At 60.9% G+C, this 15,589-nt stretch carries 14 protein-coding genes; all 14 read left to right on the top strand.

The window, feature by feature from the left end; translation table 11 throughout:
* Positions 1-109 precede the first annotated feature (109 nt).
* A complete protein-coding gene (locus ACZ9H3_RS07565) occupies positions 110-973 on the top strand; it encodes a LysR substrate-binding domain-containing protein (protein ID WP_065759904.1) in 864 nt (287 codons plus the stop codon).
* Between the two features lie 70 nt (positions 974-1,043).
* Entirely contained in the window at positions 1,044-2,060 is a 1,017-nt protein-coding gene (locus ACZ9H3_RS07560; RefSeq protein WP_065759905.1) for an AraC family transcriptional regulator, read from the top strand.
* A 115-nt stretch (positions 2,061-2,175) separates the two neighbouring features.
* Complete coding sequence (locus tag ACZ9H3_RS07555; protein WP_454241992.1) at positions 2,176-3,828, top strand: acyl-CoA synthetase; 1,653 nt, start codon at positions 2,176-2,178, stop codon at positions 3,826-3,828.
* 11 nt (positions 3,829-3,839) lie between these two features.
* Entirely contained in the window at positions 3,840-4,607 is a 768-nt protein-coding gene (locus ACZ9H3_RS07550; protein WP_065759907.1) for an SDR family NAD(P)-dependent oxidoreductase, read from the top strand.
* 16 nt (positions 4,608-4,623) lie between these two features.
* Positions 4,624-5,817, top strand: coding sequence for an acetyl-CoA C-acyltransferase (locus ACZ9H3_RS07545; protein ID WP_330523788.1), 1,194 nt, complete (start codon positions 4,624-4,626; stop codon positions 5,815-5,817).
* Positions 5,818-5,825: 8 nt separating this feature from the next.
* Positions 5,826-6,953 carry an acyl-CoA dehydrogenase gene (locus ACZ9H3_RS07540; protein WP_065759909.1) on the top strand — a complete coding sequence of 376 codons (1,128 nt, stop codon included), beginning with the start codon at positions 5,826-5,828 and terminating at the stop codon, positions 6,951-6,953.
* A gap of 14 nt (positions 6,954-6,967) precedes the next feature.
* The gene (locus ACZ9H3_RS07535) at positions 6,968-7,741 is read left to right on the top strand and encodes an enoyl-CoA hydratase (RefSeq protein ID WP_065759910.1); all 774 of its coding nucleotides are present in this window, start codon (positions 6,968-6,970) and stop codon (positions 7,739-7,741) included.
* Between the two features lie 204 nt (positions 7,742-7,945).
* Positions 7,946-9,466: an acetaldehyde dehydrogenase ExaC gene (exaC, locus tag ACZ9H3_RS07530; RefSeq protein WP_065759935.1), complete on the top strand. Its 1,521-nt coding sequence runs from the start codon at positions 7,946-7,948 to the stop codon at positions 9,464-9,466.
* Between the two features lie 259 nt (positions 9,467-9,725).
* The gene (pqqA, locus tag ACZ9H3_RS07525) at positions 9,726-9,797 is read left to right on the top strand and encodes a pyrroloquinoline quinone precursor peptide PqqA (protein WP_009394664.1); all 72 of its coding nucleotides are present in this window, start codon (positions 9,726-9,728) and stop codon (positions 9,795-9,797) included.
* A gap of 129 nt (positions 9,798-9,926) precedes the next feature.
* A complete protein-coding gene (gene ercA / locus ACZ9H3_RS07520; protein ID WP_065759911.1) occupies positions 9,927-11,090 on the top strand; it encodes an alcohol dehydrogenase-like regulatory protein ErcA in 1,164 nt (387 codons plus the stop codon).
* On the top strand, positions 11,074-12,741 hold the full coding sequence (locus ACZ9H3_RS07515; protein ID WP_476220234.1) for a PAS domain-containing hybrid sensor histidine kinase/response regulator: 1,668 nt from the start codon (positions 11,074-11,076) through the stop codon (positions 12,739-12,741). Before ercA ends, ACZ9H3_RS07515 begins: the two co-directional genes overlap by 17 nt.
* 335 nt (positions 12,742-13,076) lie before the next feature.
* Positions 13,077-13,481 (top strand): TraR/DksA family transcriptional regulator, encoded by a 405-nt coding sequence (locus ACZ9H3_RS07510; protein WP_065759913.1) that lies wholly within the window; start codon positions 13,077-13,079, stop codon positions 13,479-13,481.
* Between the two features lie 167 nt (positions 13,482-13,648).
* The gene (locus ACZ9H3_RS07505; RefSeq protein WP_454241989.1) at positions 13,649-15,259 is read left to right on the top strand and encodes a methyl-accepting chemotaxis protein; all 1,611 of its coding nucleotides are present in this window, start codon (positions 13,649-13,651) and stop codon (positions 15,257-15,259) included.
* A 114-nt stretch (positions 15,260-15,373) separates the two neighbouring features.
* Entirely contained in the window at positions 15,374-15,589 is a 216-nt protein-coding gene (locus ACZ9H3_RS07500; RefSeq protein WP_476220232.1) for a hypothetical protein, read from the top strand.

Raw genomic sequence — 15,589 nt, 5'->3', positions numbered from 1 at the left:
GGTGGTCCTCACAAACTGTGGGCTGAAGGTACGGGGCTTAAGTTGCAATTCCGCGCGCCATCAATCAAATTGTTTGTTGTTATGCCAACTATAAGTGGGGCCGATACTGATGAACCTGTTCCAGCTCCGCGCCTTTGATGCCGTGGCCCGTGAAGGCAGTTTTACCCGGGCCGCCAATCGCTTGTTCATCAGCCAGCCAGCGGTCACTGGGCATATCAAGGCACTTGAAGAGCATTACCAGATCACCTTGTTGCGCCGTACGGCGCGCCGGGTGGAACTGACCGAGGAGGGCACCCGCCTGGCGGCGATCACCCGTGCCATGTTCAGCCTGGCTGAAGAGGCCCAGGCGATGCTTGAAGCCAACCGGCAGTTGCTGACCGGGCGCCTGGAAGTGGCCGCAGACGGCCCGCACCGGGTCATGCCGATGCTCGCGCAATTGCGCGCCCGCTACCCGGGCATTACGGTCAACCTGCGCCTGGGCAATGCGCAGGAAACCCTTGCGGCGTTGTTGTCCGAACATGCCGATGTGGCGGTACTGACCGAGGTGGAACCGCGCAAGGGGCTGTATTTGCAGAGCCTTGGGCCGTCGCATATCTGTGCACTGATTCCGGCCGGGCATGAATGGGCTGCCAGTACTGCGCAGTTGCCCATTGACCAGTTGGATAAACAGATCATGGTGCTGCGCGAGCCCAGTTCGATTACCCGGCGCACCTTCGATCAGGCGTGCAGCGAAGCGCAGGTGCAGCCCAGGGTCCTGCTGGAACTGGATAGCCGCGAAGCAGTGACCGAAGCCGTGGCGGCAGAGCTGGGTATCGGCATTGTCGCCTCGGTCGAAGTCAGCCACGACCCGCGTGTTGTGGCTCGGCCGATTGCCGGCCCGGGGCTGATCAACCAGCATATGCTGGGTTGTCTGGAACGGCGCCGTGAGCTTCGGCTGATACGGGCATTTCTGGACCTGGCACAGCAGGGCTGAAACGAGCGTTTTCGCTGGCGGAGCTCTAAGATGTCGACCGGCTACCTCAAGGGAAGGTGAAGTACAAGCGATGACGGAGAAAGACACGATCTCCATGCAACTGGTGCGTGAGGCCCTTTTGCAGAGTTGTGCAGCAGGCAGCGCCACGAGCGAGGTACTCAAACGGGTCGGCATCGACCCGCAGCAGTTGGGCCAGCTCGATGCCCGTGTGCCGGCCAGTGCCTATGCGCAGCTATGGCGGCTGTTGGCGCGACGTTGTCACGATGAGTTTTTCTGCATGGACCCGCGCGGCTTGCGCAGCGGCAGCCTGGCATTTTTGTGCCGTTCTTCCATGGCGCAGCCCACGCTGGGCGCCGCGCTGGAGTCGGCGCTGAGCTTCCTGTCATTGATGCTGGAGCACCTGCAACCGGTGTTGGTGCGCCAGCAGAGCCTGGCCGAAATCGTGGTCGGCGAACCTGAAGATGCACCTCGTCGGGCGTTTACCTACTTCACCTTCTGGATGATCGTTCATGGTGTCGCCTGCTGGCTGGCAGGGCGGCGTATTCCGATCCTGGCCATCGAACTGCGCTGTACCGAGCCGGACTTCTGCGACGACTACCGGGTGATGTTTTCCGAGAACCTGCAGTTCGGTCGCCCGCGCACGCGGATGATCTTTGCGGCCGAGTGCCTTGATCTTCCCGTCAGACGCAGCGTCGATGAGTTGCAACGCTTTCTGGCCGAAGCGCCCGCCAACATTTTGGTCAAGTACCGCGACCCGGCCAGCCTGGCGCGGCGTATTCGCCACGACTTGCGCGCGCTGCCCGCTGCTGCCTGGCCAGAGACCGAAGCCCTGGCCCAGCGCCTGTGCATTTCCGCTTCGACGTTACGGCGGCGCTTGGCCGATGAAGGGCAGACCTATCAGGGCTTGAAAGACAGTGTGCGCCGGGAACTGGCGATTACCTGGTTGGCCGAAGCCGACGTCAGTTTTGCTGACATTGCCGCGCGCCTGGGGTTTGCCGATACCAGCTCGTTCTACAAGGCATTCCGCAAATGGACCGGCAGTAACCCGGGGCACTACCGCAGCCTGATTCTTCTGCCGACCGACTGAGTGGCCAAACCAGTCATCCAGATTGCGCGCTTTGACCATTGCCGCAGGCAGTGACCAGCGCGACTATCAACAGATCATTCGTTTATTCCAAAAATAAGAAACGAGGAGTCTGGTGATGCGTGAATACAGCGTGGCTGCGAGCAGCTTCAACTATCAGCAGGCCGCCGACGAGGCCCTTGCAGGTAACCTTGAGGCGCTTAACGCCTGTGTTGAGTGCTGTGACCGACATGCCCAGGACGGGCGTATTGCGTTGAACTGCGAAGACCGTGACGGTAACAGCACGCACTACAGTTTTGCCGATCTGCAGGCCCGCGCCGCGCGGTTTGCCAACGTGCTCAAGGCTCAGGGTGTAGGCCCCGGCGACCGTGTGGCGGGTTTGTTGCCACGTACCGTGGAGCTGCTGGTGACGATACTCGGTACCTGGCGCCTGGGTGCGGTGTACCAGCCGCTGTTCACCGCATTTGGCCCCAAGGCGATCGAGCACCGACTGGAAAGCTCCGGTGCCAAGGTGGTGATCACCGACCGCAACAACCGCAGCAAGCTCGATGACGTCGAGGGTTGCCCGCGGATTATCTCGGTACTCGCCCAGGCCGATTCCGGCGACCTCGACTTCCATACCGAACTCAATGCTGCGGCCAGTGAATGCGAGCCTGTGCTGCTGAGCGCCGACGCACCGTTTCTGCTGATGTTCACCTCCGGCACCACCGGCCCGGCCAAGCCGCTGGAAGTGCCGCTGCGCGCGATCGTCGCGTTCCAGGGGTACATGCGCGACGCCATCGACCTGCGCCCGGAAGACGCTTTCTGGAACCTGGCCGACCCGGGTTGGGCTTACGGGCTCTACTATGCGGTTACCGGCCCGCTGTCGCTGGGCCACGCGACGACCTTCTTCGATGGCCCGTTCAGCGTTGAAAGCACCTGCAAGGTTATCAAGAAATACGGCATTACCAACCTCGCCGGTTCGCCGACCGCCTACCGTATGTTGATTGCTGCCGGTGAGGACTTTTCGGCGCCGATCAAGGGTTGCCTGCGGGTGGTCAGTAGCGCTGGGGAGCCGCTCAACCCAGAAGTGATCCGCTGGTTCGCCGAGCAGTTGAATGTGCCTATCCATGACCACTATGGCCAGACCGAGCTGGGCATGGTCCTGTGCAATCACCATGGCCTTGCGCACAAGGTGCATATGGGCGCCGCAGGTTTTGCCGTTCCAGGGCATCGCATTGTCGTGCTGGATGAGCAGCAGCGTGAACTGCCTGCCGGGCAGCCGGGCATTCTCGCCGTGGACCGTGAGCAGTCACCACTGTGCTGGTTCGCGGGTTATCACGGCCTGCCAACCAAGGCCTTTGTCGGCAAGTACTACCTGAGTGGCGACACCGTCGAGTTGAACGACGACGGCAGCATCAGCTTCGTCGGCCGCAGTGACGACGTGATCACCACCTCCGGTTACCGGGTTGGACCGTTCGACGTCGAGAGCGCCTTGATCGAACACCCTTCGGTAGTCGAGGCCGCGGTGATCGGCAAACCCGACCCAGAGCGCACTGAGCTGGTCAAGGCGTTCGTGGTGCTGGGGAATGGCCACAGCGCCAGCCCCGAACTGGCCGAAACCCTGCGCCAGCACGTGCGCCAACGCCTGTATGCCCATGCCTACCCACGTGAAATCGAATTTGTCAGCGAGCTGCCGAAAACCCCGAGCGGCAAGCTGCAGCGCTTCATCCTGCGCAATCAGGAAATCGCCAAACAACAAGCCGCGCTGGGTCAGACCGCCAGCGCCTGAGGAACCCGAACATGCACATTGCCAATAAAAACTTCATCGTCAGCGGCGCGGCCTCCGGGCTGGGCGCGGCCACCGCCGAAATGCTCATCGAGGCCGGTGCCCAGGTCATGCTGGTCGACCTCAATGCCGAGGCTGTAGCGGCCAAGGCGCAGGCCCTTGGCCCCAAGGCGCGTTACGCGGTTGCCGATATCAGCCAGGAAGCCGCCGCCAAGGCTGCTGTGGATGCCGCAGTTGAAGCCTTTGGTAGCCTTCACGGGCTGGTCAACTGTGCCGGCGTGGTCGGTGCCGAGAAGATCCTCGGTAAACAGGGCCCGCACGGCCTGGACAGCTTCAGTCGGGTAATCAACATTAACCTGGTCGGTAGCTTCAATTTGCTGCGTTTGGTTGCGGCGGCCATGGCTGAAACTGAGGCCGGTGCCGAGGGTGAACGCGGAGTGATCATCAACACCGCATCCATCGCTGCCTATGATGGCCAGATCGGCCAGGCAGCCTATGCTGCCTCCAAGGGCGCCATCGCCAGCCTGACGTTGCCGGCGGCCCGTGAACTGGCGCGGTTTGGTATCCGCGTGATGACCATCGCCCCAGGCATCTTCGAGACCCCAATGATGGCGGGTATGCCTCAGGAAGTGCGTGATTCGCTGGCTGCAGGTGTGCCGTATCCGCCACGCCTGGGGCGTCCGCAGGAATACGCGGCGCTGGCCCGTCACATTATCGAGAACAGCATGCTCAACGGCGAAGTGATCCGTCTCGACGGTGCGCTGCGCATGGCTGCCAAGTAATCAGAGAGTAACCATCATGACCCTCGCCAACGATCCAATTGTCATTGTCAGCGCCGTGCGTACCCCCATGGGTGGGCTGCAGGGTGACCTGAAAAGCCTGACGGCCCCGCAACTCGGCGCTGCAGCCATCCGTGCGGCCGTAGAGCGCGCCGGTATTGCCAGCGATAGCGTCGAGCAGGTGCTGTTCGGCTGTGTACTGCCTGCCGGTCTTGGTCAGGCGCCGGCCCGTCAGGCAGCCCTCGGTGCTGGCCTGGACAAGGGCACTACCTGTACAACCCTGAACAAAATGTGTGGTTCGGGCATGCAGGCCGCGATCATGGCCCATGACCTGCTGCTGGCAGGCAGCGCCGATGTGGTGGTGGCCGGTGGCATGGAAAGCATGTCCAACGCGCCGTACCTGCTGGACAAGGCCCGCAGCGGTTATCGCATGGGGCACGGCAAGATCATCGATCACATGTTCTTCGATGGCCTGGAAGATGCCTACGACAAGGGCCGCTTGATGGGCACCTTCGCTGAGGATTGCGCCGAGAAGAATGGCTTCAGTCGCAAAGCCCAGGACGATTTTGCCATTGCCTCGCTGACCCGCGCCCAGCAGGCGATCAAGGACGGCAGCTTCGCCGCCGAGATCGTTCCGGTCGAAGTCACCGTGGGCAAGGAACAGCGTCTGATCAGTGATGACGAACAGCCGCCCAAGGCGCGCCTGGACAAGATCCCGCAACTCAAACCGGCCTTTCGTGACGGAGGTACCGTAACGGCGGCCAACTCCAGTTCGATCTCCGACGGCGCAGCCGCGCTGGTGCTGATGCGCCGTTCCCAGGCTGAGCAACGCGGCCTCAAGCCGCTGGCAGTGATCCATGGTCACGCAGCGTTCGCTGACACGCCATCGCTGTTCCCGGTTGCACCGATTGGCGCCATCGAAAAGCTGATGAAGCGCACCGGCTGGAACCTCGGCGAAGTCGATCTGTTTGAAATCAACGAAGCCTTTGCCGTGGTTACCCTGGCCGCCATGCAAGCGCTCGAATTGCCCCATGACAAGGTCAATGTCCACGGTGGCGCTTGCGCCCTTGGCCATCCGATCGGTGCGTCGGGTGCGCGGATTCTCGTCACGCTGCTCTCGGCCCTGCGCCAGAAAGGCCTGCGCCGTGGTGTGGCGGCGATCTGCATCGGCGGCGGTGAAGCCACGGCCATGGCCGTTGAATGCCTGTATTGAGGTCCACCATGTTAGTGAATGACGAACAACAGCAGATCAGCGACGCCGCCCGGCAGTTTGCCCAAGAGCGTCTGCGGCCCTTTGCCGAACAGTGGGACCGTGAGCACCGCTTCCCGAAAGAAGCCATGGTCGAAATGGCTGAACTGGGCTTCTTCGGCATGCTGGTGCCGGAGCAGTGGGGCGGTTGTGACACCGGTTACCTGGCTTACGCCATGGCCCTTGAGGAAATCGCTGCCGGTGATGGCGCCTGCTCGACCATCATGAGCGTGCACAACTCGGTGGGCTGTGTGCCGATCCTCAAGTTTGGCAATGACCAGCAGAAAGCCCAGTTCCTTACCCCGCTGGCCAGTGGCGCCATGCTCGGTGCGTTCGCCCTGACCGAGCCGCAGGCCGGTTCCGATGCCAGCAGCCTGAAAACCCGCGCCCGCCGTGATGGCGATCATTACGTGCTGAATGGCTGCAAGCAGTTCATCACCTCCGGGCAAAATGCCGGTGTGGTGATCGTGTTTGCCGTGACGGACCCGGCAGCCGGCAAGCGTGGCATCAGCGCTTTCATCGTGCCGACGGATTCACCGGGCTACCAGGTCGCCAGGGTCGAAGACAAGCTGGGTCAGCATGCCTCCGACACCTGCCAGATCGTTTTCGATGACGTCCGCGTGCCGGTGGCCAACCGCCTCGGCGAGGAGGGCGAAGGCTACAAGATTGCGCTGGCGAACCTGGAGGGCGGGCGCATCGGCATTGCCGCGCAATCGGTGGGTATGGCCCGCGCAGCGTTTGAAGTGGCCCGCGATTATGCCCGCGAGCGGCAAAGCTTCGGCAAACCGTTGATCGAGCATCAGGCTGTCGCGTTCCGTCTGGCCGATATGGCAACGCGCATCGCCGTGGCGCGGCAGATGGTGCATCATGCCGCAGCCTTGCGTGATGCAGGGCGTCCGGCGCTGGTGGAAGCCTCGATGGCCAAGCTGTTTGCTTCGGAAATGGCCGAGAAGGTCTGCTCCGATGCCTTGCAGACCCTGGGCGGTTATGGCTATCTGAGCGACTTCCCGCTGGAGCGGATCTACCGCGATGTGCGGGTTTGCCAGATCTACGAAGGCACCAGCGACATTCAGCGCATGGTCATTGCGCGCAATCTTTGAAGGGAGCCGTTTGCATGACGTACGAAACCATCCTGTTGGACATCCGTGACAAGGTCGGTCTGATCACCCTCAATCGGCCGCAGGCGCTCAATGCCCTGAACGCGCAAATCGTGAGTGAGATCAACCAGGCGCTGGACCAGCTCGAACGCGACCCGAACATCGGCTGCGTGGTGCTTACCGGCTCCCAGAAGGCCTTTGCTGCCGGTGCCGATATCAAGGAAATGGCCGACCTGCGTTACCCGCAGATCTACGTCGATGACCTGTTCAGCGACGCTGACCGTATCGCCAATCGCCGCAAGCCGATCATTGCTGCCGTCTCCGGTTTCGCCTTGGGTGGCGGTTGTGAATTGGCGATGATGTGCGACTTCATCCTTGCCGCTGACAACGCCAAGTTCGGCCAGCCGGAAATCAACCTGGGTGTGCTGCCGGGCATGGGCGGTACTCAGCGCCTGACGCGCGCCGTAGGCAAGGCCAAGGCTATGGAACTGTGCCTGACCGGTCGCCTGATGGGCGCTGAAGAGGCCGAGCGTGCGGGGCTGGTTGCCCGTGTCGTACCTCAGGCGGAGTTGCTCGACGAAGCGCTGAAGGTCGCTGCCGTGATCGCCAGCAAATCGATCCCGATGACCATGATGGTCAAGGAAAGCGTCAACCGCGCCTTTGAAGTCAACCTCACCGAAGGTGTGCGCTTCGAGCGTCGCGTGTTCCATGCGGCCTTCGCCACTGAAGACCAGAAAGAAGGCATGGCGGCTTTCATCGCCAAGCGCGAAGCACAGTTCAAGGACCGTTAAGGCACCAGCTCGCCGGCAAGGCCTGCTCCCGCAGACATTGGGCGGTGGGAGCCAGGCCTTGCCAAGGTGCTACGACGCCTCCCAGACCTACTACCAAATAATGAGCCGCCCGCTGCCAACGGCTCATTCGCGGCTATCGACCTGCTGGCTAAGATCGAACCACTGCCTGCCCTTCGGCAGGCCTCGATCAGCAGAGGTTTGCGCATGATTTACGCAGCACCCGGCACCCCAGATGCCCTTGTCAGTTTCAAGCCCCGTTATGGCAACTACATCGGCGGTGAGTTCGTTGCGCCGTTGAGCGGCCAGTACTTCAGCAACAGCTCGCCGGTCAATGGCCAACTGATTGCGGAGTTTCCGCGCTCCAATGCGGCCGACATCGACCGTGCCCTGGACGCGGCCCATGCCGCTGCCGATGCCTGGGGGCGAACCTCGGTGCAGGACCGCTCGCGGATTCTGCTGCAGATTGCCGACCGTATCGAGCAGCACCTGGAAGTGCTGGCCATCAGCGAAACCTGGGACAATGGCAAGGCCATCCGTGAAACCCTGAATGCCGACGTACCCTTGGCCGCTGACCATTTCCGTTACTTTGCCGGCTGTATCCGTGCTCAGGAGGGAGGCGCCGCCGAGATCAATGACACCACGACGGCTTACCATTTCCACGAGCCGCTGGGTGTGGTCGGGCAGATCATCCCGTGGAACTTTCCGCTGCTGATGGCGGCCTGGAAGCTCGCGCCGGCGCTGGCCGCCGGTAACTGCATCGTGCTCAAGCCTGCTGAGCAGACGCCGCTGTCGATTACAGTGCTGGCCGAGCTGGTTGGCGACCTGTTGCCACCGGGCGTGTTGAACATCGTTCAGGGGTTTGGCCGTGAAGCGGGTGAGGCCCTGGCCACCAGCAAGCGCATCGCCAAGATCGCCTTCACTGGCTCCACCCCTGTGGGCTCACACATCCTCAAATGCGCTGCCGAAAACATCATTCCGTCGACAGTGGAGCTGGGTGGCAAATCGCCGAACATTTTCTTCGAGGACATCATGCAGGCCGAACCTGCATTCATCGAAAAGGCTGCCGAAGGCCTGGTGCTGGCGTTCTTCAACCAGGGTGAAGTCTGTACCTGCCCATCGCGGGCGCTGGTTCAGGAGTCGATCTACGAGCCCTTCATGGCCGCGGTGATGAAGAAGATCGGCCAGATCAAACGCGGCAATCCGCTGGACACCGAAACCATGGTCGGCGCCCAGGCTTCAGAACAGCAGTACGAAAAGATCCTCTCCTACATGCAGGTCGCCCGCGAAGAAGGCGCCGAGGTGCTCACCGGTGGTGACCGCGAGCGCCTGGCCGGTGATTTGTCCCAGGGCTATTACATCCAGCCGACCCTGCTCAAGGGGCACAATGGCATGCGGGTGTTCCAGGAAGAAATCTTCGGCCCTGTCGTTGGTGTGACCACCTTCAAGGACGAGGCCGAAGCCCTGGCGATTGCCAACGACACCGAGTTTGGCCTTGGTGCTGGCGTCTGGACCCGTGACATCAACCGTGCCTACCGCATGGGCCGCGCGATCAAGGCCGGTCGCGTATGGACCAACTGCTACCACCTGTACCCGGCCCACGCCGCATTTGGTGGTTACAAGAAGTCTGGCGTTGGCCGTGAAACCCACAAAATGATGCTCGACCATTACCAGCAGACCAAGAACCTGCTGGTGAGCTACGACATCAATCCTCTGGGCTTCTTCTAATTCACGTCCCTTTCAGCCGCTGGATACCTGGCATTTCTGTCAGTGTTCAGCGGCTGCTTTTTTGTGCTCCACTCAGTGCTCGCTTGACGGGATCTGCCCTTGGCAGGGCGCTCGCATGTGCGCGGCGTATCTGAAGGGCTTGTTGAGGCTATGGCACCAAAGCGCTGCGCCATTTGCTCCCAAAGTAGGAGGCGTGGTTTGCAGGGCAAGTGTTTAATGAAATCACCGCAATCCTGTGGTGCTAGAAGAGGATCGAGCTATGTGGAAAAAGCCTGCGTTCACTGATCTGCGTATTGGTTTTGAAGTGACGATGTACTTCGCCAACCGTTGATCCTTCTCCCGCCGGTCACTGGTTGCAGTGACCGGCGCGGCTTATCTTCGACGACCTTGATGGTCTGATTGCAATCCCGGTCCGATGCTTTAGGCTGGCGCTATCTTAAAAAAAACAAGAAGGCGTTGCATGAGCCCGAACCTGAGCCAGTTGCGTAAATTCGTCTCCCCGGAAATCATCTTCGGCGCCGGCTGTCGGCACCATGTGGCCAACTACGCCAAGACCTTTGGCGCACGCAAGGTGTTGCTGGTCAGCGACCCTGGGGTGATCGTGGCGGGGTGGGTGGCTGATATCGAAGCCAGCCTGCGTGAGCAAGGCATCGAGTACTGCCTGTACAGTGACGTGTCGCCCAATCCTCGGGTCGAGGAGGTCATGGCCGGCGCTGAGCGTTACCGCAGTGAGCAGTGTGATGTGATTGTCGCCGTCGGTGGCGGTAGCCCGATGGATTGCGCCAAGGGCATTGGCATCGTGGTCGCGCATGGGCGGCATATTCTGGAGTTTGAAGGGGTCGATACCATTCGCGTGCCGAGCCCGCCGCTGATCCTGATCCCGACCACGGCCGGCACCTCGGCGGATGTCTCGCAGTTCGTGATCATTTCCAACCAGCAAGAACGGATGAAATTCTCCATCGTCAGCAAGGCAGTGGTGCCGGATGTGTCGTTGATCGACCCGGAAACCACCCTGAGCATGGACCCATTCCTTTCCGCCTGCACCGGTATCGATGCGTTGGTGCATGCCATCGAGGCTTTTGTCTCTACCGGCCACGGGCCGCTGACCGATCCCCATGCCCTGGAAGCGATGCGCCTGATCAACGGCCACCTGGTGCAGATGATCGCCAACCCCGGCGATATCGCCCTGCGCGAGAAGATCATGTTGGGCAGCATGCAGGCCGGGTTGGCGTTTTCCAACGCCATCCTGGGGGCGGTACATGCCATGTCCCATAGCCTGGGCGGTTTTCTCGACCTGCCGCATGGCTTGTGCAATGCGGTGTTGGTTGAGCACGTCGTGGCCTTCAACTACAGCGCCGCCCCCGAGCGTTTCAAGGTGATCGCCGAGACCCTCGGTATTGATTGCCGCGGTTTGAACCATAACCAGATTCGCCAGCGGCTGGTTGAGCACCTGATTGCCCTCAAGCATGCGGTGGGCTTCCATGAAACCCTTGGCCTGCACGGTGTTGGCCTGTCGGATATCCCGTTCCTGTCGCAGCATGCCATGGATGATCCATGCATTCTGACCAACCCGCGTGCCTCGAGCTTGCGTGATGTCGAGGTGGTGTATGGCGAGGCCCTCTGAACCTCGGGCCGATGCCCTTGCCGGGCTGTTAGGGCTGAGCAACCACACCGTTCGCAAGAGCCACTACCCGGAGTTGGCCGTGCGGCTGGAGGAGCTGGAGGCCGAGCGCAATCGTTACAAGTGGCTGTTCGAGCACGCGGTACACGGGATTTTTCAGGCCAGCCTGGACGATGGCCTGCGTGCCGCGAACCCGGCATTGGCACGTATGCTGGGTTACTCGGACCCTCAGGCTGTGTTGTTTGCTCGCAGAGACCTGGGAGGGCATTTGTTTGTCGGTGGGCCGACGGAGCTGTTGCAAATTACCCAGGTGTTGCAGCGAGACGGCGCCTTGCTGGGCTATGAGACACAGTTGCGTCGCCGTGATGGCAGCAGTATCGACGTGCTGATGAACCTGCTGCGTCGACCGGATGAAGAGGGCCTGGTGGAGGGCTTTGTTGCCGATATTACCGAGCGCAAGCAGGCTCAAGAGCGCATGCAACAGCTCAACGATGAACTGGAGCAGCGCGTCACCGAGCGTACCAATGAATTGATTGAGGCTCGCGATGCGGCCCAGGCCGCCAACCGTAGCAAGGACAAGTATCTGGCTGCGGCCAGCCATGACCTGTTGCAACCATTGAATGCGGCGCGGCTGCTGATTTCTACCTTGCGTGAGCGACCGCTACCGGCCACCGAGCAGGTGTTGGTCGAACGCGCTCATCAGGCGCTGGAAGGCGCCGAAGACCTGCTTACCGATTTGCTCGATATCTCCCGGCTGGACCAGGCCGCGATCAAGCCGGACCTTGACCTGTATAGCCTCGATGAGGTGTTGGCCCCATTGGCGTCGGAGTTCCAGCCGGTAGCGGAGGCGGCAGGGCTGAGCTTGCGGGTGCGTAGCGGTCAGCGGGTGATTCATACCGATTTGCGCTTGTTGACGCGGATCCTGCGCAACTTCCTCAGCAATGCCTGCCGATACACCGAGCACGGACGTGTGTTGTTGGGGGCCAGGCGATGTGGTCATTACCTGCGACTTGAGGTGTGGGATAGCGGTAGGGGGATTGCAGCCGATCGCCTGGAGTCGATTTTTCTGGAGTTCAATCAGCTCGACGTTGGTCGTGCGGCTGATCGCAAGGGGGTTGGCCTGGGGTTGGCGATTGTCGAGCGTATTGCCCGCATACTCGACTGCCAGGTGCGTGTGCGTTCCTGGCCGGGGCGCGGCTCGGTGTTCAGCATTGATGTACCGCTGACCCACGATTTGCCACGCCCACCGGCGGCAGCCGTGTTGCCGCAACCCAGTATCGGCAATCCATTGCCGGGGCGCCGTTTGCTGGTGCTGGACAACGAGCTGAGCATTCTCCAGAGCATGGCCTCGTTGCTTGGCCAGTGGGGGTGTGAGGTGCTGACGGCTACGGACAGTGAGAGCGCGCTGGAGGTGCTTCAGGGGCGTGAGCCGGAGCTGATCCTGGCGGACTACCACCTCGACCACGGAATAACAGGCTGTGATGTGGTCATGGACCTGCGGGCGCACTTTGGGCGGCCGATTGCCGCGGTGATGATCACTGCTGATCGTAGCGATCAGAGCCGTCTGGCGATGCAGCGCCTTGGGGCTCCGTTGTTGAGCAAACCGGTGAAACCGGGCAAGTTGCGTGCGGTGTTGAGTCAGTTGTTGGGGTAGTGTGCATTCACGTGAATGCACAAGAAATTGTTACAGTATCTGAACGGTTGGTTCCCGGGAGCCGGGGGCGGGTGCTGCCGTTTGTCTCTTGCAGTACGCCGGCTAGCCCTTTTATTTGCTATAAAGCCTGCGCTCTCGGGCCATCAGGTGAGTATGACCCTTGGTTTTTTCGGGTGCATCCACTGTCTTTTATGTTGCTGAGTACGAATCTCGGCCTTAGACTGCCGCCCCCTGTAAATTGAGTGCCGGATGGTGCTTGAAGAATTCCGCTGAGCGCGCTCGTCGCGAGCAGCACCCGATTCGCCTTAATGCACGTATTTTTTATAGAGAAATCAATGACAAAGGAAAAGTTGCTGGCCATGCCGGCCGATGACTACATGAATGCCGAGCAACTGGCCTTCTTTACCGACTTGTTGCAGTCGATGAAGATCGAAACCCAGGAGCGTATCGAACAGAGCCGTGTAGCCATTGAAAGCCTGGACTCGCCTGCCGATCCTGCCGACGCTGCCTCGGTCGAAGAAGAGCGCCATTGGCTGGTCAACGCCATCGAACGTGATCAGCGCCTGCTGCCACAGCTGGAGATGGCACTGGGCCGAATTGCCGACGAAAGCTTCGGCTGGTGCGATGACAGTGGTGAGCCAATCGGCCTGAAGCGTCTGCTTATCAGCCCGACCACCAAGTACTGCATCGAAGCGCAAGAACGCCACGAGCAGATCGACAAGCACCAGCGTCAGATCTGACGTCAGCACGGGTGTAGCTCAAGGCCCCAGGGATCAAACCCCGGGGCCTTTGCGTTTCTTGTCCTGTATCAAGCACAGTCGTATTAGGTCCAAGGAAGCATAGATAATGGCTTTATAGTGGCGTTTAATGGCGTCACAAAAACGACAGTGTCTATGGAGCTTGAACCATGATGCGAGAAGGATCTCTGCCAGAGGCCATGCTAACACCGCGCCATTCACCCATTGCCAGGCAGGGGTGGGCGGGGGTCGCTCTGCAAAGTCTGGTACTGCTGGTGCTGTTGGCCGCGATGGCATTTGCCGGGCTGTCGTTCTATGTCTGCGCGCCACTGGCTTTGTTGACCCTTGTGCTGCCGCGTTTTCGCCGGCGCGAACCGGATGAAGTGCATCGTGCAGTCGATCCGCTCACTGAGCTGACCCGTGATCTTTCGCGCACCACCAGTCATAACGCCTTGTCGGCAGCGGGTGTGGCATTTTCTGTGAAGCAACTGGCCGGCAAGCTGCAATCGCAACTTGCTTCAGCCGCTCAGATTGTCAGTAGCGCACACGTCATGATCGATACTGAGCAAGCGACCTCGCACCTCAGCCAGCAGGCCTTGGCTGCCGCCCGTGAAGCACACCAGAGCAGTGCTGCCGGGCGTTCGGTGCTTGCGGAGTCGATCCAGCGGATGCATCAGTTGAGTGCCCGTGCCAGCGAGAGTCGCGAGTTGATCGAGGCCTTGCATCAACGCAGTGAAGACATTGCGCGGGTCACCCTGGTGATTCACACCATTGCCAGTCAGACCAACTTGCTGGCCCTGAATGCGGCTATCGAGGCTGCCCGCGCCGGTGAGCATGGGCGCGGGTTTGCGGTCGTTGCCGATGAGGTGCGCGGCTTGGCCGGGCGAACGGCAACGGCGACTGAAGAGGTCGGGCTGATGGTTGCCGATATCCAGCAACGCACGGCTCAGGTCGTGGAGCAGATTCGTGAGTTGTCCGATGACCTGCACACAGGGGTCGATCAGGTGGAGCACACCGGTGAGCAACTCGACAGCATTGCCGGGCTGGCCGCGGGCGTAGAGCAGCAGATCAGCGAGATTGCCCAAGGCACAGAAACCAACCTGGCCCAACTCGACAGCCTGTTTCGCGCTGTCGAGCAAATGCGCAGCGACCTGCAGGTCAGCGACCAACAGACCCGGCAACTGGCCAAGGCTGCGGTGCAAATGGAAGGGCAGGCCGAGAGCATCAGTGAACGCTTGGCGGAGGTCGGCCTGGACGAGTATCACCAGCGCATCTACGACCTGGCGCGCGAGGGGGCGCAGAAAATGGCCAGGCAGTTTGAGGCCGATGTCGCACAAGGCCGTATCAGCCTGGATGACCTGTTTGATCGGCACTATCAGGCGATCCCCGGTACTCGGCCCGTGCGTTATCGCACGCGCTTTGACCAGTACACTGACCAGGTTCTGCCGGCCATCCAGGAGCCTTTGCTGAAAGAGCACGAAGGCTTGGTGTTTGCCATTGCCTGCACGCAACAGGGTTATGTGCCAACGCACAACGCAGCGTTCAATCAACCATTGACCGGCGATGAAGCGGTTGATACTGCGCATAATCGCAGCAAGCGCAAGTTCGATGACCCGACGGGCATTCGATGTGGCAGCCACCAACAGGCTGTTTTGCTGCAGACCTACACCCGCGATACCGGTGAGCTGATGCATGATCTGTCTGTGCCCATTGAGGTTCATGGGCGTCATTGGGGTGGCTTTCGCCTGGGTTACAAGCCGCAGGTGGCGGCTGTGGGCTGAGTGTTTTGTTGCGGCTGATGTAAAACTGCTATGCAGGCGATAGCTTTTTCCCGAGAGGAACGGGTTTTATCATGGCCCTATCGTTAGTTTGCTAATGACGTTCCGGAGGGAATCATGCATAGCAAGGTCGATGTAGCCGTGATGATCGGTTCTGGTGTGCCTGCATCGATGCAGGCACTTGGCAAGCGAGTATGTTGGGTGGTGCTGGTCAATGGCGAGCGTCGAGGCACCGCTTTTGCCAGCCGCAGCGAGGCTCAGGAATGCCGTGCCGCGTGGCTGGCTCAGTTGAGCAAGGCTGCCAGGGTGGGTGCGGCTCGCCACGCCAGCTGA

This window comes from Pseudomonas sp. TE3910 (assembly GCF_056279025.1).
Note: the sequence above shows the minus strand (reverse complement) of the source record. Positions and strands in the feature narration are given on the sequence as shown.